The sequence below is a fragment of the Bradyrhizobium roseum genome (assembly GCF_030413175.1).
Taxonomy (GTDB): domain Bacteria; phylum Pseudomonadota; class Alphaproteobacteria; order Rhizobiales; family Xanthobacteraceae; genus Bradyrhizobium; species Bradyrhizobium roseum.
The window spans coordinates 6,522,677-6,543,635 of sequence record NZ_CP129212.1; the positions used below are offsets into that span (position 1 = coordinate 6,522,677).

24 protein-coding genes are annotated in these 20,959 nt (G+C 64.0%); 6 read left to right on the forward strand and 18 right to left on the reverse strand.

All coding sequences use genetic code 11. The annotated features are described in order from the left end of the window. Positions 1 to 114: 114 nt before the first annotated feature. From QUH67_RS30895 to QUH67_RS30920, 6 genes are all read left to right on the forward strand, one after another. Positions 115 to 372, forward strand: a complete 258-nt coding sequence (locus QUH67_RS30895) for a hypothetical protein (protein ID WP_300943341.1) — start codon at positions 115 to 117, stop codon at positions 370 to 372. A 652-nt stretch (positions 373 to 1,024) separates the two neighbouring features. Then, positions 1,025 to 2,167 (forward strand): type III PLP-dependent enzyme, encoded by a 1,143-nt coding sequence (locus QUH67_RS30900; protein WP_300943343.1) that lies wholly within the window; start codon positions 1,025 to 1,027, stop codon positions 2,165 to 2,167. Between the two features lie 122 nt (positions 2,168 to 2,289). Then, positions 2,290 to 2,886, forward strand: a complete 597-nt coding sequence (locus QUH67_RS30905) for a GNAT family N-acetyltransferase (RefSeq protein ID WP_300943345.1) — start codon at positions 2,290 to 2,292, stop codon at positions 2,884 to 2,886. Between the two features lie 271 nt (positions 2,887 to 3,157). Next, the gene (locus tag QUH67_RS30910) at positions 3,158 to 3,547 is read left to right on the forward strand and encodes a RidA family protein (protein WP_300943347.1); all 390 of its coding nucleotides are present in this window, start codon (positions 3,158 to 3,160) and stop codon (positions 3,545 to 3,547) included. Between the two features lie 37 nt (positions 3,548 to 3,584). After that, a complete protein-coding gene (locus tag QUH67_RS30915) occupies positions 3,585 to 5,027 on the forward strand; it encodes a homospermidine synthase (protein ID WP_300943349.1) in 1,443 nt (480 codons plus the stop codon). A 251-nt stretch (positions 5,028 to 5,278) separates the two neighbouring features. Further along, positions 5,279 to 5,500 carry a hypothetical protein gene (locus QUH67_RS30920; RefSeq protein ID WP_300943351.1) on the forward strand — a complete coding sequence of 74 codons (222 nt, stop codon included), beginning with the start codon at positions 5,279 to 5,281 and terminating at the stop codon, positions 5,498 to 5,500. 21 nt (positions 5,501 to 5,521) lie between these two features. On the opposite strand, the gene QUH67_RS30925 is transcribed toward QUH67_RS30920, so the two are convergent. From QUH67_RS30925 to crcB, 18 genes are all read right to left on the reverse strand, one after another. Then, entirely contained in the window at positions 5,522 to 6,262 is a 741-nt protein-coding gene (locus tag QUH67_RS30925; RefSeq protein WP_300943353.1) for an acetoacetate decarboxylase, read from the reverse strand. A gap of 114 nt (positions 6,263 to 6,376) precedes the next feature. After that, positions 6,377 to 7,114: an ABC transporter ATP-binding protein gene (locus tag QUH67_RS30930; protein ID WP_300943355.1), complete on the reverse strand. Its 738-nt coding sequence runs from the start codon at positions 7,112 to 7,114 to the stop codon at positions 6,377 to 6,379. Further along, positions 7,104 to 7,832 carry an ABC transporter ATP-binding protein gene (locus tag QUH67_RS30935; protein WP_300943357.1) on the reverse strand — a complete coding sequence of 243 codons (729 nt, stop codon included), beginning with the start codon at positions 7,830 to 7,832 and terminating at the stop codon, positions 7,104 to 7,106. The genes QUH67_RS30930 and QUH67_RS30935 overlap by 11 nt, the downstream gene beginning before the upstream one ends. Then, the gene (locus tag QUH67_RS30940) at positions 7,829 to 8,794 is read right to left on the reverse strand and encodes a branched-chain amino acid ABC transporter permease (protein WP_300943359.1); all 966 of its coding nucleotides are present in this window, start codon (positions 8,792 to 8,794) and stop codon (positions 7,829 to 7,831) included. The genes QUH67_RS30935 and QUH67_RS30940 overlap by 4 nt, the downstream gene beginning before the upstream one ends. Further along, complete coding sequence (locus QUH67_RS30945) at positions 8,791 to 9,657, reverse strand: branched-chain amino acid ABC transporter permease (RefSeq protein ID WP_300948231.1); 867 nt, start codon at positions 9,655 to 9,657, stop codon at positions 8,791 to 8,793. Before QUH67_RS30945 ends, QUH67_RS30940 begins: the two co-directional genes overlap by 4 nt. 51 nt (positions 9,658 to 9,708) lie before the next feature. Next, entirely contained in the window at positions 9,709 to 10,953 is a 1,245-nt protein-coding gene (locus QUH67_RS30950) for an amino acid ABC transporter substrate-binding protein (protein WP_300943361.1), read from the reverse strand. A gap of 89 nt (positions 10,954 to 11,042) precedes the next feature. Continuing rightward, positions 11,043 to 11,984: a dioxygenase family protein gene (locus QUH67_RS30955; RefSeq protein ID WP_300943363.1), complete on the reverse strand. Its 942-nt coding sequence runs from the start codon at positions 11,982 to 11,984 to the stop codon at positions 11,043 to 11,045. Between the two features lie 207 nt (positions 11,985 to 12,191). Continuing rightward, positions 12,192 to 12,488 carry a hypothetical protein gene (locus tag QUH67_RS30960; protein ID WP_320416110.1) on the reverse strand — a complete coding sequence of 99 codons (297 nt, stop codon included), beginning with the start codon at positions 12,486 to 12,488 and terminating at the stop codon, positions 12,192 to 12,194. Positions 12,489 to 12,612: 124 nt separating this feature from the next. Beyond that, the gene (locus QUH67_RS30965) at positions 12,613 to 13,629 is read right to left on the reverse strand and encodes a WD40 repeat domain-containing protein (protein WP_300948232.1); all 1,017 of its coding nucleotides are present in this window, start codon (positions 13,627 to 13,629) and stop codon (positions 12,613 to 12,615) included. Next, the gene (locus tag QUH67_RS30970; protein ID WP_300943367.1) at positions 13,629 to 14,681 is read right to left on the reverse strand and encodes a CobW family GTP-binding protein; all 1,053 of its coding nucleotides are present in this window, start codon (positions 14,679 to 14,681) and stop codon (positions 13,629 to 13,631) included. Before QUH67_RS30970 ends, QUH67_RS30965 begins: the two co-directional genes overlap by 1 nt. 54 nt (positions 14,682 to 14,735) lie before the next feature. Continuing rightward, complete coding sequence (locus QUH67_RS30975; RefSeq protein ID WP_300943369.1) at positions 14,736 to 15,605, reverse strand: metal ABC transporter substrate-binding protein; 870 nt, start codon at positions 15,603 to 15,605, stop codon at positions 14,736 to 14,738. Between the two features lie 2 nt (positions 15,606 to 15,607). Next, a complete protein-coding gene (locus QUH67_RS30980) occupies positions 15,608 to 16,477 on the reverse strand; it encodes a metal ABC transporter permease (protein WP_300943371.1) in 870 nt (289 codons plus the stop codon). Next, positions 16,477 to 17,235: a metal ABC transporter ATP-binding protein gene (locus QUH67_RS30985; RefSeq protein ID WP_300943373.1), complete on the reverse strand. Its 759-nt coding sequence runs from the start codon at positions 17,233 to 17,235 to the stop codon at positions 16,477 to 16,479. The genes QUH67_RS30980 and QUH67_RS30985 overlap by 1 nt, the downstream gene beginning before the upstream one ends. 2 nt (positions 17,236 to 17,237) lie before the next feature. Next, positions 17,238 to 17,423: a hypothetical protein gene (locus QUH67_RS30990; protein ID WP_300943376.1), complete on the reverse strand. Its 186-nt coding sequence runs from the start codon at positions 17,421 to 17,423 to the stop codon at positions 17,238 to 17,240. A gap of 697 nt (positions 17,424 to 18,120) precedes the next feature. Further along, a complete protein-coding gene (locus tag QUH67_RS30995; RefSeq protein WP_300943378.1) occupies positions 18,121 to 18,882 on the reverse strand; it encodes an outer membrane protein in 762 nt (253 codons plus the stop codon). A 398-nt stretch (positions 18,883 to 19,280) separates the two neighbouring features. Next, entirely contained in the window at positions 19,281 to 19,721 is a 441-nt protein-coding gene (locus QUH67_RS31000; RefSeq protein WP_320416158.1) for a hypothetical protein, read from the reverse strand. A gap of 59 nt (positions 19,722 to 19,780) precedes the next feature. Continuing rightward, positions 19,781 to 20,374, reverse strand: a complete 594-nt coding sequence (locus QUH67_RS31005) for a permease (RefSeq protein WP_300943382.1) — start codon at positions 20,372 to 20,374, stop codon at positions 19,781 to 19,783. 131 nt (positions 20,375 to 20,505) lie between these two features. Next, positions 20,506 to 20,880 (reverse strand): fluoride efflux transporter CrcB, encoded by a 375-nt coding sequence (gene crcB / locus QUH67_RS31010; protein ID WP_300943384.1) that lies wholly within the window; start codon positions 20,878 to 20,880, stop codon positions 20,506 to 20,508. Positions 20,881 to 20,959: the final 79 nt, after the last annotated feature.

Genomic DNA, 20,959 nt, shown 5'->3' on the forward strand with positions numbered 1-20,959 from the left:
TTCCTTGAAATATGCGGCAATCTATATCACGCCATACGGCATTTTTGGGCCTTTTGCGCTTGATAGATGGGGCCTTTTCGGAGAGATTGCGCCCCCTGAAAGGGATCTTTTTCCATGAGCTCACAGCCCGCAACCACCTCCCGCGCCATCGCTTGGCCGAGCGTCATCACCGTGATCTCGGCGGCGATCCTGATCGGCGCCGAAGTGTTCGGTGCGGCATTCGCCGGCGGCTGGGCGCTCGCGATCCTGTTCGGCCTCGACGACACCGCTGCGCACATCCTGCAGGCGGTGCTGTTTGCGATCGGCGTCGTGATCATGGCGGCATTCATCCGCGCCGCTCAACGCATCGAGCCGTTCTTCAAACGCGGCTGACGCGCGTTGGAAGAAAGCGCTGTGGCACAGGCCCAAAAGCGCTCACGGCACCTTTCAGAAATCTTAACACCCGTTCATGTTTGTCGCGATCTACGCGCTGCCAGCGCGTTCGTAAGCACGCGTTAGGGAAATTTGTCCCCAGCCTAAAAAAAATGTTGCGAAGCGAAATCAAAAGTCTTATTTCGAGCTTGCCCAATTTCGCACGTGCCTGTGGTCGTGTGTCAGTCGGTAGGTATCCGGACAAGAGGCCGGACAGCCGCCAAGGGATGAAGAACCGAGGGTCGCTCACGTTCGAGTGGCCAGCATCTCTCTCAAGAGATGCCGTTGAAGGTCTCTCCATCCTTTGCAACCGTGACTGGCAGCCGGAGGCGAACCGGCGCACCCCGCTCTCAACGGGGGACGCGACTTAAAGCAACGACGGATCGGGCTTTTTTGGTCTCTACCGGCATTCCACCGCCGGCGCGGGCTACTGAAAAGGCTTGTCCTTCATTGCCAGGTGTGCGGGCGGGAAATTCCCAACCAATCCACGGCAGCACAATTCGGTCTGAGTCCAAGGCCTTGTCGCGTCTCCATCGTGCGGCAGCGCCGGCAAACTCATGTCCGAGATCACATTTGAACGGGTCCTTGTCGCAAAGGCCGTTTGGAGGGTGCTATGACCGAACGTATTCAGGAATTTCTGCGCAACCGCCGCAGCGAGGGCCAGGACACCGAGCCGTGCCTCGTCGTCGACCTCGAAGTCGTGCGCGACAACTACGCGACCTTTGCGAAGGCGTTGCCGGACAGCCGCGTGTTCTACGCGGTGAAGGCAAACCCGGCGCCGGAAGTGCTGTCGCTGCTCGCCTCCATGGGCTCCTGCTTTGACACTGCAACCGTCGCCGAGATCGAAATGGCGCTGGCTGCCGGTGCGACGCCGGACCGCATCTCGTATGGCAATACGATCAAGAAGGAGCGCGACATCGCGCGCGCCTTCGCGCTCGGCATTCGCCTGTTCGCGGTCGACTGCTCAGCAGAGGTCGAGAAGATCGCCCGTGCCGCCCCCGGCGCAAAGGTGTTCTGCCGCATTCTCTACGACTGCGCAGGCGCCGAGTGGCCGCTGTCGCGCAAGTTCGGCTGCGATCCGGAGATGGCGGTCGAGGTGCTCGACCTCGCCAAGCGTCTGGGCCTGGAGCCGTGCGGCATTTCGTTCCACGTCGGCTCGCAGCAGCGCAAGGTGAAGGCGTGGGACCGCGCGCTGGCGATGGCCTCGACGGTGTTCCGCGACTGCGCGGAGCGCGGGATCAGCCTGTCCATGGTCAACATGGGCGGCGGCTTCCCGACCCGCTACCTCAAGGACGTTCCTCCGGTCGTGCAGTACGGCCGGTCGATCTTCCGTGCGCTGCGCAAGCACTTCGGCAACCAGATCCCGGAAACCATCATCGAGCCGGGCCGCGGCATGGTCGGAAATGCCGGCATCATCGAGACCGAAGTCGTCCTGATCTCCAGGAAGAGCGACGAGGACGAGGTGCGCTGGGTGTATCTCGACATCGGCAAGTTCGGCGGTCTCGCCGAGACGATGGACGAGTCGATCCGTTACGCCATCCGCACCCCGCATGACGGTGCGGAGATGACGCCGTGCGTGCTTGCAGGACCGACCTGCGACAGCGCCGACGTGCTGTACGAGAAGCTGCCGTATCCGCTTCCGGTAACGCTCGAGATCGGCGACAAGCTGCTGATCGAAGGCACCGGGGCCTATACGTCGACCTACTCGTCGGTGGCGTTCAACGGCATCCCGCCGCTGCGGACCTACCACATCTGAACAGCCTCGCTTGAGGCTTGAACAACGGGAGCCGGTGCGCCGGCTCCCTCCCCTGCACATGCCAATTCAATGACAACGCTTGGCGCGGCTTGATGGCCGTTGCGAGCGGGGACTGACGTGCCATGACTGCTTTGCGGAACACCACTGCTGCCCTCATCTCCGATGCCGCGCCGTTCGCGATCCGTGCGGAACGAGCCTCGGACGTCGCTGCGCGCGAGGCGCTGCTGGATGCCTGCTTTGGCGACAACCGCCATATGCGCACCTGCCAGCGCCTGCGCGAAGGACGCGCGCCCGCCGAAGGCCTTGCCTTGTCGGCCGTGCGCCAGGGCCGCGTGATCGGATCCGTGCGGTTGTGGCACGTCAGCGCCGGGGGCCAGCCAGCGCTCATGCTCGGCCCTCTGGCGGTGGAGGCCTCCTGTCGCCAGCTCGGCGTCGGGGCCGCGCTGATGGAGCAGGCGATCGCGGCGGCGAAAGCGCGCGGCCATCGCGCGGTCATCCTGCTGGGCGACGCGCCCTATTACGCCCGCTTCGGCTTCTCGACCGCCAAGACTGGCGAACTGGTACTGCCGGGCGCGTTCGAACGCGACCGGCTGCTCGGCCTCGAACTTGGCGAAGGCGGACTCGATGGCGCCTGGGGCATGATCGCCGCGACCGGTGCGCCGCTCAAATCGAAGGCTTCGCGGGCTCGCAAGGCGCTGCTCGTGCCGCATGCGGCTTAGGGCATCATGGCGGGAAGCCGGCCCGGACCAGGCGGAGGTTCGAACCGGCGCCTCCGCCGCATCGTCATGGCGGTCCTGATCGTGATCTCCGTGTTGATCGCGAGGGACTTTCTGGCGCGCCGCTGGGGCGGCTCTGCGCCGGCTGCCTCCGATGTGACCACGCCACTCCGATAGCGCCGCGAGGGGTTGCACAGGCCGGCGAAAAGCCCTTAAACCGCGCCAAACTGTGCCCCGAACTTTTCCCGAGATCACTCCAGGATCGAGGTCAGCCATGCCACGTCGCCTGATTTCCACCGGCTCACCGTTCGAGAAGACCGCCGGCTACAGCCGCGCCGTCATCGACGGCGATTTCGCCTTCGTCGCCGGCACCACCGGCTACGATTACACCACCATGGTCATTCCGGCCGATGTCACAAGCCAGGCACGCAACTGCTTTAGGAACATCGAGGCCGCCCTCAAGGAGGGTGGCTTCGCGATGGCCGATATCGTCCGCGCGACCTACTACATCACCGACCTCGCGGATGCGGACGCGTTCTTCGCGGTCTGCGGCGAGGTGTTCGGCGAAATTCGCCCGGCCACAACGCTCCTTGTCGTCGCGGGCCTCTACAAGCCTGAGATGAAGATCGAGATTGAAGTGACCGCCAAGCGCCGCACCGCCTGATCCCCGTTACTGACAGACACGATTTGGAGACCCGCTCATGAGCCCCGCCTCGCAGATCTACGCGAAAATTTCCGGCCCCATCGTGATGGTCGGCTTCGGCTCCATCGGCAAAGGCACGCTGCCGCTGATCGAGCGGCATCTCGACTACGACAAGTCGCGCGTCACCGTGATCGATCCGAAGGACGAGGGCCGCAAGGCGCATTGCGAGAAGCACAATGTACGCTTCATCCAGAAGGGCGTGACCAAAGACAATTATCGCGAGTTGCTGACCCCGCTGCTCACCGAAGGCGGCGGCCAGGGCTTTTGCGTCAATCTCTCGGTCGATACCGGCTCTACCGACATCATGGAGCTCTGCAACGAGCTTGGCGCGCTTTATATCGACACCGTCAACGAGCCCTGGCTCGGCTTCTATTTCGATGCTTCGAAGGGCCCGGAAGCGCGCTCCAACTACGCGCTTCGCGAAGCGACGCTGGCCGCCAAGAAGGCGCGTCCCGCCGGTTCGACGACGGCCGTCTCCTGCTGTGGCGCCAATCCCGGCATGGTCTCGTTTTTCGTCAAACAGGCGCTGCTCAATGTTGCCGCCGATCTGAAGCTCAATGCCCCCAAGCCGAAGACCAAGGCCGAATGGGCGGACCTGATGCGGCAGGCTGGCATCAAAGGCATCCACATCGCCGAACGCGACACCCAGCGCTCCAAATCGCCGAAAGAGCCTGATGTCTTCGTCAATACCTGGTCGGTGGAAGGTTTCCTGTCGGAAGGCGTGCAGCCGTCCGAACTCGGCTGGGGCACCCATGAAAAATGGATGCCCGAGAATGCGCGGACCCACCAAGCCGGCTGCGGCGCCGCCATCTATCTGATGCAGCCCGGCGCCAACACGCGCGTGCGCACCTGGTGCCCGACCCGCGGCGCGCAGTATGGCTTCCTCGTCACCCACAACGAGTCGATCTCGATCGCCGATTATTTCACGGTGCGCGACGCCTCGGGCACGGCGGTCTACCGGCCGACCTGCCACTACGCCTATCATCCGGCCGACGATGCCGTGCTGTCGCTGCATGAAATGTTCGGCCGCGCCGCCAAGATGCAGGAAAAGCACCACATCCTCGATGAGAACGAAATCGTCGACGGCATCGACGAACTCGGCGTGCTGCTGTTCGGCCACGACAACAATGCCTACTGGTTCGGCTCGCAGCTCTCCATCGAAGAGACCCGCCGGCTTGCGCCCTATCAGAACGCCACCGGCCTGCAGGTGACTTCAGCGGTGCTTGGCGGCATGGTGTGGGCGCTGGAAAACCCGAACGAAGGCATCGTCGAAGCCGACGAGATGGATTTCGATCGCCTGCTGGAAATCCAGATGCCATATCTCGGCCCGGTGAAAGGCTATTACACCGACTGGACGCCGCTGACGGATCGTCCGGGCCTGTTCCCAGAGGACATCGACACGTCGGATCCCTGGCAGTTCAGGAACGTGCTGGTGCGATAAACGCACTCGCCGCCCGTTGCCGTGCGAACGATGCGCCGCCCATTACCGGCGGCGCGAATGCCCATGGTCTGGGTTGTTCCGCTGCAGTGCACAGGATGCCCCGTCAAACCCCGACGTAGAACTACGCATGGGAACTTGGTGTCGTGTAACGCTCGATTAATCCAATCACGCCACGCTGAGGGGTAGTTTTGCGATGGCACAGGGCCGTCGCCGAAACCCTGAAGCGAGGGCTCCCGGTTGGAGCGACCAACATGCGAGTCATTCTTGCCATCGTCCTGTCGGCCGCAGCCTTGGCTGCCTGCACGCCCGAGAGCAACAACGACGTCACGGGCTCGATCGACACTTGCGCCCGCAAGCTCTACAGCGAGTACAATCCCAAGAACAAAAAACAGTGCGTCGCGGTGTGCATCGCCTGCGAGCGCGGCGTGACCACGACCTGCTCGACCGCCTGTACGCTGCGGGGGGCGCAGTAAGGGCGGGCACGTGGCCGTGCGTCACGTCTTCAGATAATCGAACGCCACCGTCCCCAGCCCCAACGTCAGATCCGCCTTGCAATGCAGCGCGGAGACCACCTCGCGCACCGGCAGCCGCGCCACGTCCGCGAGCGCGTGCGGAAACAGGCCGAGCGCGGCGGGGCCGGTCCAGGCTTCCTTCAGCGTGATGTCTTCCAGATAATAGCGCACCAGTTCGCAGATCCGCGGGCTGCCATCGACATGCGGGATGATCTTGAGCATGAAGTTCGGCGCCTGCATCGACTTCAGCACCGCATCATGATCGACGGCGCGGTGCTTGTAGCCCATGGTGGCGGAGGCGCACAGCACCGAGCCGTAATGTAGCGTGCCCACCAACACGTCACTCTCCACGGCGATCTTGGGCGACGCCAGTTTCTTCGGAAAGCCCCAGAGCTCGCGGCCGCCGGCGATCGGGCCCTCGTCGTCCAGATACATCGAATGAACGTAGACACCCTCCTCGCCCTTGAATCGAACCGGGATCACCTGGCCGGTTTCGGTGTAATCGCCGAAGCCGGTCGAGTCGGGCATGCGGATGAATTCGTATTTGACGATCGGCTCGGCGACTTCCAACGGCTCCGGCACCACAGCGGCGAGCGCCTCGGGATCGGTGCGATAGGTGATGATGAAATATTCGCGGTTGAAGAAGCGATAGGGCCCGGGCGGAAACGACGGGTTGGTCAGCGGCATCGAATAGGCGGTTCGCCTGACGTCGTCGATCTTCATCGGTTGCCCCCTCTGCCTTGATACGATGAGGAAATATGGCGCAGCCGACGACGACAGGCGAGACTGTAAAATCGGCAGTACGGCCAAAACGCCGTCACGATGCCGTCATGCCGCTTAGGCGACGCCGCCGAGATAGAGCCGCTTGACGATATCGTTGGCCTTCAACTCGTCGACCGACTGCGCCGCCACCGCGATCTCGCCGTGCACGATGATGTAGCCGCGGTCGGCGATCCGGATCGCCTGGTTGAAGTTCTGCTCGGCCATCAGCACCGTCAATCCTACGCGCGCCTTGAGTTCGCCGATCTTGGTAATCGTCTGCGACACCAACAGCGGCGACAGCCCGACCGACGGTTCGTCGATCAACAGCAGCCGCGGCGAGGACATCAGCGCGCGGGCAATCGCCAGCATCTGCTGCTGTCCGCCGGACATGGTGCCGGCAAGCTGACTGCGGCGCTCTTTCAGCACCGGGAACGTCTCGAACACCAGCGCGAGATTTTGCTGGATGGCGCCACGGGCCACTTTCCGGAAAGCGCCGAGCATCAGGTTTTCCGTCACCGTCAGCTTGGGAAACAGCCGCCTTCCCTCCGGCACCAGCGCGACGCCGAGGTCGACGATCGCCTCGGGCGAGAGTTTTGCAAGATCGTGCACCGCGCCGTCGATCGAAAGCGCAAGCCGGCCGCGATCCGGGCGGACCAGGCCCATGATGCACTTCATCAGCGTGCTCTTGCCGTTGCCGTTGGTGCCGAGCAAGGCCACGGTCTCACCGGCCTCGACATTCAGCGTCACGCCGCGCAGCGCCTTGACCGCGCCGTAACCGGCATCGAGACCCTCGATGGCGAGGCTAAGTGCCAAGATAGGCCTCCTGCACCCGCTTGTTGGCCATCACCTCATCGGGCGCGCCGATCGCGATGATCCTGCCGGCGTCGAGGCACATCACCCGTTCGGAAAAACGCATCACCGCCTGCATGATGTGCTCGATCATGATGATGGTGATGTCCTCCTCGCCGAGGCTGATCAGGAGATCGAGCACTTCGTCGACCTCGGAATGGGAAAGGCCCGCCATGGCCTCGTCCGAAATCAGAAGTTTCGGCCGCATCGCCATCGCGCGCGCCAGCTCCATCTTGCGCAACTCCACCTGGCTTAGCGTGTCGCTTGGGGCATAGGCCTTTGCGGCGAGCCCCATCCGCGTCAGGATGGACATTGCGACGTCTTCTTCCGGGAGAGATGAATCGACATTGGCAAAGTCGAGCCCGACCATCAGGTTTTCCAGCACCGTCATGCTCTTGAACGGCCGTGGGATCTGGAAAGACCGGGCGATGCCACGACGCGCGCGCAAGTGCGGCGGCAATTGGGTGATGTCCTCGCCGCAAAATACCACGCTGCCCGTCTGCGGACGCAACGCGCCGGAAATGCAGTTGATCAGCGTGGTCTTGCCGGATCCATTCGGTCCAATAAGGCCGAAGCGCTCGCCCTTCCTGATGTCGACGCTGATATTGTCGAGCGCGGTGAAGCCGCCGAATGTTTTGGTCAAGGTTTCGACCTGCAGCAGGGGCGCGTCCGTCACTGTCATGGCTTGCCTCCCGCGCGCAGGCGGTAGCGCGGCCGCAATAGCCCGATGATGCCCTTGGGCGCGCCGACCACGAACAGCACCAGCATGATGCCGAGCACCAGCACGTTGACCTCAGACGAGATGGTCACGGCGAGAAGCTGCTGCGTCGAGCCGAGCAGGATGGCACCGAGTACCGGGCCGATCCAGTGCGCGGTGCCACCGATCAGCGCCATCGCCAGCGCCGACACCGAATAGTTCAGATTGAACGCCGAGGAAGGATCGGCGTATTGCAGGTACATGGCGGCGGGCGCACCGGCCGCCGAAATCAGCGCGCCCGATATCATGCAGGCGACCAGCTTCAGCTTCAGCGTCGGCACCCCCGTGCATTCGGCAGCGAGTTCGTCGTCGCGCAGCGCCTGCAGGCCGCGCCCGATCCGGGAGTTCTGGATGTAGCGCGAGATCACAACGGCAATGACCGCGAGCACGGCCTGCACGAAGAACAGCATCTTCACGTAACTGTCGAACGGCGCCATCACCGGCGGCCGCTGGAGCTGGATGCCTGCCGCACCGCCGACGAATCGCCAGTTCATCACGCAGGTCTCGATGATGATGGCGAGCGCGATGGTCGCGATCGAAAAGAAGATGCCGCGCATCCGCAACGTCAACAGGCCGACCGCGAAGCCGAGCAGCATGCCGATGAGGCCGGCGACCGCGATCTGCACCACCAGCGGCGCGCCCGTCGCCTTGAACAGCGAGACCGCCGTATAAACGCCGACGCCGAAAAACGCGTTGGTGCCGAAATTGACGTAGCCGGCATAGCCACCGAGGATGCTCCAGGCGACCGCGAGCGCGATGAATTGCAGGATGACGTAGCCCGCAAAGAACGGATATTCGTTGCGGACGATCTGGGTCATCGCCAGCACGGCGACGAGAAAGACGGCCACGCCGGCCCAGAATGCGATGCTGTGGCTGCGCTTGTTCATCGGCCGAGCAGACCTTGCGGCCGGACGGCGAGGACGCCGAGCAGCATCGCGAACGAGATCGCCGGCGCCCAGGAGGCGCCGAACATCGTCAGCACGATCGATTCGGCAACACCGAGGATGATGGCCGCGATCAGCGTGCCGCTGATGCTGCCGAGCCCGGCCATGACGACGACGCAGAAGGTGCGCCCGATATAGGCGCGGTCGAGTGTCGGCTCCACCGGCGCGACGATGATCAGGAGCGCGCCGGCGATTCCGAGCACGGCGGTGGCGATCCCGAAGGCGAACTGCTTGATGCGGACCGGGTTGGCGCCCATCAGCCGCAGCGCCTCTTCGTCCTGCGCCACCGCGCGGATCGCGCGGCCCATGAAGGTTTTCGACAGATACACCGCGAGCAGCACCGTCAGCCCCAGCGCCACCGCGAACGCCACCAGCTGCCGGATCGGGATCCGGAACTCGCCGAACCGCCAGGATTTGCCGATATAGGTCGCGGTCACCGAGCGCTGGTCGACGCCGAACTGCATGATGATCAGCACTTCGATGATGAAGGCGATGCCGAAGAAGAACGCGATGCCGCGCACCCCGGCGTCGCTGCCGCGCCGCTCGAAGGTCTCGTAATAGACGCGGTAGGCGAGGAGGCCGAACAGGAAAAACAGCGGGGTGATGATCAGGCCCGCCAGCAGCGGATCGATGTCGTAGCTTTCGTTGAGCTGGTACACGCCATAGGACGCGAGCACCAGGAAGGCCGGATGCGCGACGTGGGGGACGTCGAGCAGCCCGAACGAAACGGACAGCCCGACGCTGACGGCCGCATAGAAGCAGCCGAGCAGCACCCCAAGCACCACTGCGCCAAGCAGCAGGTCCATCGAAAACACGTCAGGTCCCCCCTCGGCGACGCGCAGAAACAGCCACGAAGCCTACTTCCGGGCTGCCTCGAAGGGACTGATGAGCGTGCCGGTCTTCAATTTGTCGGGGTACAGGATCACCTGTTTGCCCGGCTTCCGAAATTGTTCGACATCCTTGTCGACCACACCCCGGAACTGCGCCTGCACCGTTGCGCTTTCTTTCCACTCGCCGTCTGCCGCGAACACGATCGGGCCGACGATGGTCTTGTGCTCGTTCTCCCGCAAATACTTTGCGAGGCCCTTCTGGTCGAGCGACTTGGTCGCGTTGACCGCCGCCTCGATCATCTGCCCGGTGGCGTAACCGTATGGCGCCAGATAATAGCCGAGCGGGTCGACCTTCGCTTCGACGGCGCGCTTGGTGTAGACCTCGAAAAACTCCTTGGTGCCGGCGTGATACATGCTCTGTTCCGGCAGCCAGGTGTTGTAGTTGACGACGCCGTTGAGCAGCGAACCGAGATTCGACATCACGGCCGCGAACTGCAGGCCGACCATGCCGCCGCCAAAGACCTTGACGTCGTCGCCGATGCCGATCTCGTTCACGGCACGCAAGATGCCGGCCGAATCCGGCGGATAGGACGCGACGTAGACGATATCGGGCTTGGTCGCCTTGAGCGCGCGAATGATGGACGCAAACTCGACCGTGTTCGGCGGATAGGACTGATCGAACACGACGGGGAGGTTGCGCTTCTTGGCGACATCGCGGGCCGTCAGCGCCAGGTTCTGGGCGAACTCCTGGTCGGCCGCGAGCAGCGCCATGTTCTTGCCGCCGGCCTTCTGCGCCAGGTCGATGAACGACGAGGCCCAACTGTCCGCCGGCCCCCACGGCGCGTTATTGAACCACATGTCGTGGCCGACCTTGCTGTTCACCTGGAACGAGAAATTGCCCATCAACAGCAAGCCGCGCTGCTTGACGAACGGCATGATCGGCGCGGTCGGCACCGTCGCATAGGGCGCGAACAGCAGATCGACCTTGTCGACATCGACCAGCTTGGAGTAGATCGCCGGCGTCTCCGAGGCGCTCGACTTGTCGTCGTAGACGATCAGCTCGACCTTGCGGCCGAGCAGGCCGCCCTTGGCATTGATATCGTCGCGCCAGATTTCGATCCCGAGCAGCGAAGCCTTGCCGCCGCCGGCAAGCCCGCCGGTCTGCGGCATCGACATGCCGATCTTGATCGGCGGTTGTTGTGCGAGCGCGCCTGTAGCCCGCCCTGCGACCGCCGCGGCCATCGCGCCGCCGAGAAATGTCCTGCGTTTCATTACTTCCCCCTTATTCGTTTTGTTTTCTGTGTGATTTTGGTTTCGCCGGATCTTCGTCCGGTCGATGATCGGATGCGCCTATGCCGGGATTATCCGGCGCCTGCCGGCGCGGTTTCGTTTCTGGCCGATTGTTTCATGATCGCAGACGGATCGGCGCCGACGCGCCCGCTGGTCTTGTCGGCCTCGCTCTCGCGCGACAGCCGCATGTCGAAGCGGATGCTCGGCATGCCCTTGATCGGGCAGTCCGGATCGTTGGCCTTGACCTCGACGGCGAGATCGCCCGACGAGCCGAACACCACATCGTCGGCGAGATGAGGATCGTCGCGCAGATAGAGCGCGGTGACCAGTTCGCGATAGCCGGACGCACCGACCAGGAAATGAATATGCGCCGGCCGCATGCCATGCCGCGCCTGCGCCTTCACCATGGCGCCGACCGGCCCGTCCATGGGAATCGAATAGCCGAGCGGTTTGACTGTGCGCAGTACATAGAGGCCATCGGCATCGGTTGCGAACACGCCGCGATAATCGACTGATGTCGCGCTGGTCTGGATGTCGTACAGGCCGTCGGCGCCGGTCTGCCAGATCGAGACGGTGGCGCCCGCGACCGGCTTGCCGGCGACCTCGGTGACGCGGCCGTAAAGCACGCATTCGCTGTCCGGCTTGGAATTCTTGGCGATCGAGCTGCCGGCGGCGAGCGTCGGTGTCGCCTCGCGGTAGAACGGACCGAGCAGGCTGGTGTGGGTGGCGTCTTCCAGGGCGGTGGCGTCGTGCAGGCCATTGACCAGTGCCGAGAGGCCGAGCGTGTCGGACAACAGGATGAATTCCTGCCGTTCCGGCGAGCACATCTTGCCGGCGGCGGTCATGAATTCGATGCCTTTGATCCATTCCGCGGGCGTCAGATTGACCTCGCGGGCGAAGGCGTGGAGATGCTTGACCGCCGACGCCATGATCGCCTTCAGGCGTGGGTCCGGCGTCGTCGCCATCTGGTCGAGCACGGCGTCCGTGATCGTTTCAGGCGTCAGCTCACGCATGCATCACTCCCCGAGCTGCCGGCTGTTTTTCGAGCTGCCGGCCGTTATTACGGCAAGCCTATCCGCTTGTTGGGGAGCAGCACAAGGCGTTCGAGGGAGGCGCCGACGCCGCCTCATACAAATTGATGGTTGCAGATTCGCGCTTCGGATCGACGTAGAGGCACCGGTCACCGATTTTGCGCGTGCACAATCGACGGCGCAGAGCGATCATTTCTCGCGGATCGGCGGCGCGATCTTCTCCGCGGGCGCCGGCGGCAGCGCAGGCTGGGCACCTGCCTTCTGCGCGTCCTCGTCGGGACGGGCCGGTTGCGGCGGAATGTCCGAGGGCCTTTGACCGGTCGTAGCCGGTTCGGACGGCGCAGACGGCTTTGTTTCTGCGCCGGGCGTCGACTGCGTCGGCTGCGTTGCCTGCGCGATCTGCAAGGGTCCGCTGGTGCTCAGCACGGTCAGTGCCAGTGCCGAAATGCCCAACCCTGCCGCAATCAGCATGGATGCCAGCAGCATTTCCCGTCGGTATTCGCGTTGGCGGCTTTCGGCAGACATCTCGGTCAACCCCACAAGATTGTTCGCGGGGTCAACGGCCGGCAAGGCGCAAGGTTCCGCGGCGGCTCAAGCCCGCCCGAACCGCCTAGAATTCGAGCATCCCTGCGTCGCCATCCTCGGTGCCGAAGGCCAGCAGCGTGCCCTTGGCGTTCCAGGCCAGCGCCGAAACCGGTTCGCCGCCATTGCGGCGCACCAGGATTTCCGCGCCGTCCTCGAGCCGGACGATCAGGATGGTGCCATCGCTGTAGCCCGCGGCCATGATGTCCTGCTTTGGATGACAGGCCACCGCGGAGACGCGCGCCTGCAGTGGCGCCAGCATCGCCGGCTCCTTGCCCATCGGACCGTCCTTGCTGGTGAACGGCCAGATGATCACGGTATCGGCGCCCGAGGTGGCGAGCCCCTTTCCGCCGACGCTCCACGACATCGAACGGACGCGGCCGGGATAGCCGCTCATCCGCATGTGCCTGTTGTCGGCCAGCCGCCAGCCGTGCAACGCCGGCTCATGCATGCCGGTGACCAGGAATTTGTTGTCGGGACTAAAGGTGACGGCGAGGTGGGAGCCGGCCCATTCGAGATATTCCGGCTTGGCCGCCATGTTGGGAAACCACAGCGTCACGCCATTGTAGTGGGCGACCGCCACACGCAGTCCTTTCGGTGCGAAGGCGAGGCCGCCGACGGTCGAGGGCGCATCAAAACTCTTCTCGTCGCCCTTGCCGCTGCGGACGAACGCCGTCTTGCCGGCCGACCACGCCACCGCGCCGTCGGGATGCAGCGCGACATTATCGATCCAGCGCCGCTTGGCGTCGGTCGCGAGCACCGTAACCTCGCCCTTCGCGTCGAGCGCAACGACCTTGCCATCGTCACCGCCGGTGACGATTCGCTTGCCGTCGCATGCTGCGCAGAGCACGGCACCGCCATGGATGGCGACGGTCGAGATTTCACCGGCCTCGTTGACCATCGCCGCGGTTTCCTCGGCGCCGATAAACACCGCCGTGTCACCGAGGAAATGAACCGAGGTGACCGGCATGCCGACGGGGAGCTTTCTCACCTGGTCGGTGAGGGAAGCGATGGAGGGCATTTCGCCCGGATCGAATTCTTTCATCACGTGGTAATACAGCTCTCAAAACCGTCGCGGATCATCTGTTCCGGCAATTCGCGGCCAATGAAGACGACCCGGCTTTCGCGCGCCTCGCCGTCCCTCCATTTCCGCTGGTGATCGCCCTCCAGCATCATGTGTACGCCCTGGAACACGTAGCGGTCGTCGTCATCGGTGAAGGCGAGGATGCCCTTCGACCGCAAAATCTTCTGGCCCTCGGTGGCGACGAGGTTTTGCAGCCACGGCATGAATCTGGTTGGATCGAGCGGCTTGTCCGACCGCAGCGACAGCGATTGCATGTCCTCATCGTGGTAGTGCTTCAGCCCGCCATGGCTGTGGCCGTGATCGTGGTCATGGCCGTGGTGGTGATCGTGATCATGGTGATGATCGTGCCCGTCGCCGGCGTCGAGGAATTCCGGCTCGATCTCCAGGATGCGATCCAGATCAAACGCGCCACGCTCCAGCACATCCGCCAGCGCCACCTTGCAGCGCTCGGTACGGTGCAGTTTTGCGTAGGGGTTGATTCCGCGGATGCGCGCCTCGACTTCGGCCAGTTCGGCCTTGGAGACGAGGTCGGTCTTGTTCAGGACGATGACGTCGGCAAACGCGATCTGGTTCTTGGCTTCAGGGGCATCCTTGAGACGGTCGCTCAGCCATTTGGCGTCAGCCACGGTGACGACGGCGTCGAGGCGGGCGTTCTTCTGCACGTCCTCATCGACGAAGAAGGTCTGAGCCACCGGCGCAGGATCGGCCAATCCCGTGGTCTCGACGATGATGGCGTCGAATTTGCCCTTGCGCTTCATCAGCCCGTCCAGGATGCGCACGAGGTCGCCGCGCACAGTGCAGCACACGCAGCCATTGTTCATTTCGAACACTTCTTCGTCGGCGCCGATGATCAGATCGTTATCGATGCCGATCTCGCCGAATTCGTTGACGATGACGGCGTATTTCTTGCCGTGGTTTTCCGACAGGATGCGGTTGAGCAGCGTGGTCTTGCCGGCGCCGAGATAACCCGTCAGCACGGTCACTGGAATTTTTGGGGACGAAGGTTCAGACATAACAGCTCCGGGCGGAATTAATGGTCACGCCGGCAGACAGGGAGGGCCCCTGCCCTATGGGCTCAGCGCGCTGGTCAGCGCCTTTATATTGTGCCTGACCATTGCAATGTAAGTGGGAGAATCGCCCTTTTCGCCGGTCAGGCTGTCGGAATAGAGCGTTCCGCCGACCCGGACGCCGGTCTCGGCCGAGATCCGGCCCATCAGGCGGGGGTCGCTGATATTTTCGAGGAAGACCGCCGGTATCTTGGCCGCCCTGATCTGGGTGATGATCCTTGCAACATCGCGGGCGCTGGCTTCGGATTCGGTCGAGACCCCGACTGGGGCAATGAACTGGACGCCGTAGGCGGCGGCAAAATAGCCGAAGGCATTGTGCGTGGAAATCACCTTGCGGCGGCTTTCGGGGATTTTTGCGATCCCATCGCGCACCTCGCGCTCCAGCGCGTCGAGACCGGCCAGATAGGCGGCAGCACGCGACTTGAAGCCTTCCGCTTCCGCAGGTGCTGCGGCTGCCAGCGCATCGCGGATATTGGTGACGTAGATCTTCGCGTTCGCGATCGATTGCCAGGCGTGCGGATCGGCCTCCGAGCCGAGCTTGAGCGGCGCGATGCCCGTCGTCGCAGTCACGACCGAAGCCTTGGCACCGGCGGATTTCACCAGCCGCGGCAGCCAGCCCTCAAAGCCAAGGCCGTTGACAAAGACGAGCTTCGCATCTGCTACTTTTTTTGCGTCCGAAGGTGTCGGCGCATAGACATGGGCATCGCTGTCGGGGCCGACCAGCACGGTGACATTGACGCGATCGCCTCCGACGTTGCGCACAAAATCGCCGAGGATCGAGAAACTCGCGACGACGTTGAGGCGCTCCTGCGCCTGCGCCGGAGCCACGGCCGCAAACAAGGCGAAAGCGATGAGACATATCCGGATCATGACTAGGCCTCGAGATGGCGGCCGGGAAACATTTGCCGCACCAGTCCGCTGACGGGACCGAACAACAGTGACGCCACGTAGATTCCCGCCGCGATCAGGATGATTGCGGGTCCCGAGGGAATCCTGGTCTGGAACGACAGCACCAGCCCGGCATAGCCCGAAACGACGGCGCTGGCGACCGCGATGCAGATCATGCCGGTGATGTCGCGCGACCAGAACCGCGCAATGCCGGCGGGCAGGATCATCAGACCGACGCCGAGTAGCGTGCCCAGCGCGTGAAAGCCGTTGACGAGGTTGATCACGACCAGCGCGAGGAACGCCAGATGCGCGGGCGCGCCGGCACGCGAGACGGTCCGCAGGAACACTGGATCGACGCATTCGATCACCAGCGGGCGATAGATCACCGCCATCACCAGGAGTGTGATGGTGGCGTTGAAGGCGATGACCAGCAGGGTCTGGTCGTCCATTGCGAGAATGTTGCCGAACAGCACGTGCAGCAGATCGATGTTGGTGCCCTTGACGGAAACGATGGTGACGCCGAGCGCCAGCGACACCAGATAGAAAGTCGCAAGCGAGGCGTCCTCCTTCAGCTCGGTATGGCGGGCGACGAGGCCGGCGAGCAGCGCGACCGTAAAGCCCGCGATCAGCCCGCCCGTCGTCATCGCGAACAGGTTGAGGCCAGAGACGAGGAAGCCGATCGCCGCTCCCGGCAGGATCGCGTGCGCCATGGCGTCGCCGACAAGGCTCATCCGCCGCAGCATCAGGAACACGCCGATGGGGGCGGCGCCGAGCGCGAGCGCAATCACGGCGGCGAGCGCGCGGCGCATGAACTCGAATTCGGTAAAGGGCGCGATCAGCGCGTCGTACAACATCAGGCCGCCCGCGGCGCCGCGGCGTCCACGGCGCAAGCGGCCGCCGTGTCGTCGAATGCTTCGCACATCCGCCGCGCCTGTGTAAGGTTTTCGACGGTCAACACCTGCGCGGTCGGTCCCCACGCCACCGGTCCGCGCGCCAGCAGCAGCGTTTCCGGAAAATGCGCGCGCACCAGATCGAAATCGTGCAACGCCGCCAGCACCGTGCGCCCCTCGTCGTGCCAGCGCCGCACCAGCGCCAGCAGGTCGGTCGAGGTTTTGGCGTCGATGGCGTTGAACGGCTCGTCCAGCACGATCAGCCGTGCATCCTGCAGCAGCGCGCGCGCGAACAGCATGCGCTGCATCTGGCCGCCGGACAGCGTGCCGATCGAACGGTTTTCAAAGCCGTTGAGCCCGACCGAAGCCAGCGCCTGCGTGATCTTCTGCCGCGCTGTCTTGCCCATGCCGCCGAAGAAGCCGGTCGTGCGCCACAGGCCGGTGCCGACCAGATCGAACACCGAGATCGGAAATGTCCGGTCGATGTCCACGCTCTGCGGCAGATAGGCGATGTCGCGAATATCGAGGCCGCCAAGATCGATCGAGCCCGCGAGCGGCTTCAGGATGCCGGCGAGCCCGCGAAACAGCGTCGATTTGCCGGCGCCGTTCGGGCCGACCACCGCCAGCAACGCGCCCTGCGCGACCTGGCCGTCGAGGTGGTGCACCGCCGGGTGGCGGTCATAGCCCAGCGTAACGTCGCGGAATGTGATCTGTGCGGCCATGCTCACCTCATCGCCACCAGCACGACGGCCCACAGCGCCACGCTGACGGCGAGCGCGGCGGCCAGCCGCCCCGCCACGGTCATGCGCAGGATCGACCATGGGGCAGCCTGCGGCGGATGTGGCGTCGCCGGGCCATGGGCGTGACTGTGGTGATGATGGGCGTGATCGTGGGGATGGGCGTGCGGCATGGCTTGACGTTATAATATAACACTGCGGAAGTCCACGCGTCCCCGGGTGGCCAGCCCGCCCCTAATACCGTCCCCACGCCATGTCAGTGAACGCGGCGCCCAATCCGGGCGACCAACTCCCGTGGTGACCACGAACCCCTGCCCGGAAAGCGCCCTGCCGGAGCCGGCCACGGTCTGCGCGCCCGGTTGTTCGACGCCGTGACGCTGGGCATGGGTTTGCTGGCTGTCTTCCACTACTGGCCGGACGGCTTCGTCGCCGAGCTTATTCGTCGGTGCCTAAACGCTGGCGCATGCGCTGCAGGGCCTGAACTGGCAATCGGTGCGGGGTATCTCTGAATTCCTGCTCTGCATGCTTGGCATTCTGATCCATTCACCACGCTGCTGACCGCGCCCGCGAGTTTTACCGGGCTGGTGTTCACGTTCCTGCTGCCAAGCATCGCGCAGGCCTACTGGCTCTGGGAATTGTGGCCGGCAACCGGCGCGTGGTCGCATCCGCTGACCCTGATGTGCGCGGCGTGGCTGGCCTTGTTCGGCGTGTGGCTTCTCACCAGAACGACGTTTGCCACTCGGCCTGCGCCACGAGTCAACCGAGCATCACAGCCGCGGGACGACCGCCAAAATAAAAACCCCAGGCTCACGCCCGGGGTTTTCATTTCGAGTATGCGCCGCGCCGCCGCGTGGTCGGTATTCACACCGCTCAGAACTTGTACGCCAATCCGACGCGTGCGGTGTGCAGATGATCGTGGAAAGTATAGGGGCTCGGCTGGGTCGCCGGCGGAACGCCGCCGCTGCCGTCGCCGAGGTCGAACACCGTCTTGTTCTCGAACTGCATGTAGAGATATTCGCCGCGGATGGTCCAGTTGTTGGTGAGGGCATATTCGATGCCGCCGCCGGCGGCCCAGCCGACCCGCGTCGAATTGCTGCGGCCGATATGCTCGGGATCGGGCGTCGGAAAATCGTCCAACGCCTCGTTCTTGATGCTGGCGACGGCCAAGCCGCCCTTGGCGTAGAACAGCGCGCGATCGAAGGCGACGCCGAGCCGACCCGTGAACGCGCCATAGCCGCCGTAGCTGGTTTCGAACCGATGATCCGGCGCAATCGCCGAGAACACCGTGTGGCGGGCACCGATGTAGCCGCCTTCCGCTTCGAGGCCGAACACGAAAGAGTTCACTTGCCAATTGTACCCGATGAAGCCGCCGCCGAAGGCGCCATTCACATCGTGCGCGATGCTTTCGCAACTCAGACCGCCGCCGCAGTCCAACGCGTCAGGCAGGCCGACGTCGGTCCGCGACCGGCCCCAGCCGTAGCCGACGTGCCCGCCTACATAGAAGCCGCTCCAGCTGAAAACCGTTGCCGCAATCGGCGACGCCTTGACCGGCATCCGCGCGGCGAGGTCGGCGGCCATCGCCGACGCTGGAAGGAAGACGCTCAAAGCAATGCAAGCAAAAAACTTTTTCATGGAAGCCCCATTGTGGATGTATCTCACGCGCTGATGTTCGGTGAATACAGCGGTTCGGCCGGGAAAGCTGTTGTGCCCGTACAACGACGTGTCGGAATTCGACAGTGCGACAAGTTCGCCACAGCGATAATGCGCTGAACGACGCCGGCAGGCTTCATTTCAAGGCTCCGGCGTTGCCGGCGACGCATTGAAGCGAAGTGTGATCTCGGCCTGACGACTAAAAAACGTCGGTCTGCGCCGGCTAAACCGCCTTCATGATTCGCGTGAAGATCGGGGTTGCCAGACAAGCCCCCACGCCGTCGAAGCATCGACAGTGATCGGGATCACAGCGGATGCCACGTGCCGATCTGGCTGAGCACCCCGAAACGCGACATCAGGGCCGATGCCTTGGCGTAACGCTACGGCTTTCCGATCGCCATCGCGATCGCTGCCGCCAGAAACGGAAACGGCACTGAGACCGCCGCGCGAAACCAGACGAAGCGGGCCGGCATGAACGGGATTTCCCACAGGATCATCCGCTGGAAGGCGAACAGCGCCCAGGCCACGACATAGGCGATTACCTGCGGCGAGCCGCCACCAACCTTCAAGGCAACCGCGCCGATCGAGAAGCCGACCACGGGACCGCCGGGGGTAGCCGCGCCCGCGATGACCGCGGCCAGCACGCCGAGCCAGCCGCTGTCGGGCCCGAGCCAGCCGGTGATGACTTCCGGCGGGATGACGGCGGCGATATAGCCGGAGCCGATCACGCCGAGCGCAATGCGCGGCACGATGTTGATGAAGTCCATGCTGCCTTCGCGCACCGACGACACCAGCACGACGCGGCCGCGCTGCCACGCCATGAAGCCCAGGATCAACACCGACCCCCACAGCGTCACGTCGATGATCAGCGCGGAGGCGCTCACGACGGCTCGCCCTTCGGATACATCCGCACAAAGAGGAAGCGGCCAAGCGCGCCAGCCAGCACCGGGATCGGCAGCGAGATCACGATGCGCCATAGCGTGAACTCGGCACCAAGAATCGGCAGTTCCCAGGCGACAGCGCGGCCATAGCCGATCAGCGTCCAGCTCACCACCATCGCGATGGTGGCGCCGAAATCGGCGCCGACCGTAAGCAGCGCAGCCGCCACCGGATAGGCGGTGAAGGGACCGCCGGGCAGGATCGCGCCGAACGCCGTGCCGATCAGCAATCCCTTCAGTCCGGAGTTCGGCCCCAGCGATCGGGAAACCTTGTCGTGCGGCAGAATTTCCGCGATGAAGCCGCCGAGCAGGCAGCCCGCCAGCACGCGCGGCATGATCTCGCCGAACAGCCAGAGGTCCTCGGTGAGGATCTTGAGTACGCCGTCGATGCCGTCGCGCCGCCAGACCAAGCCTGCGCAGACCGCGACCAGCGCGCCGATGAATATCATCGACCAGCCCACCGGCTTGCGGGCGCGGCGCGGCTTCGGCTCGGCGTCGTCGGCGGGCGCCGGGTCTTTGATCGGAGATTCTGACAAAGGTGATGGGTTCGGTGTGATGCTGCGGCATCCTGCTTAGTCCCGCCATGGAGGCGGCGCAACGATAGCCCTGCGCATCTCAGGCATGCCCATGCGGGGACGCCACACGCCCTCGCCTGCGGACCGTCCGTTCAGGTGAGCTGCCGGACCAGCGCCAGACCGGCAAACAGCCCGGCCAGCGAGAGCAGGACCGAACCGACCACGTAAAGCGCCGCAAGGCCCAGTTCGCCGCGCTCATAGAGCAGCGCCGCGTCGAGCGAGTAGGCCGAGAACGTCGTGTAGCCGCCCAGGATGCCGGTCATCAGAAACAGCCGCCACGGCTGCGAGGCCTCGCCCTTGAAGGCGAGATAACCCGCGATCAAACCCATCACGGTCGAGCCCGTAATGTTGATGATGAAAGTGCCCCAGGGAAACCCGGTGCCCATGCAGCGGGCGCAGGTGACGTTGATGAAATGGCGCAGACTGGCGCCAAGCCCGCCACCGACAAAGACCAGCAAATAGCTCATCGCAGCATTTCTATATCGGCAAAGCACCAACGAAAAGGGCGGCAGCCGCAGCTACCGCCCTGTTCTCCCGTCATTCCGG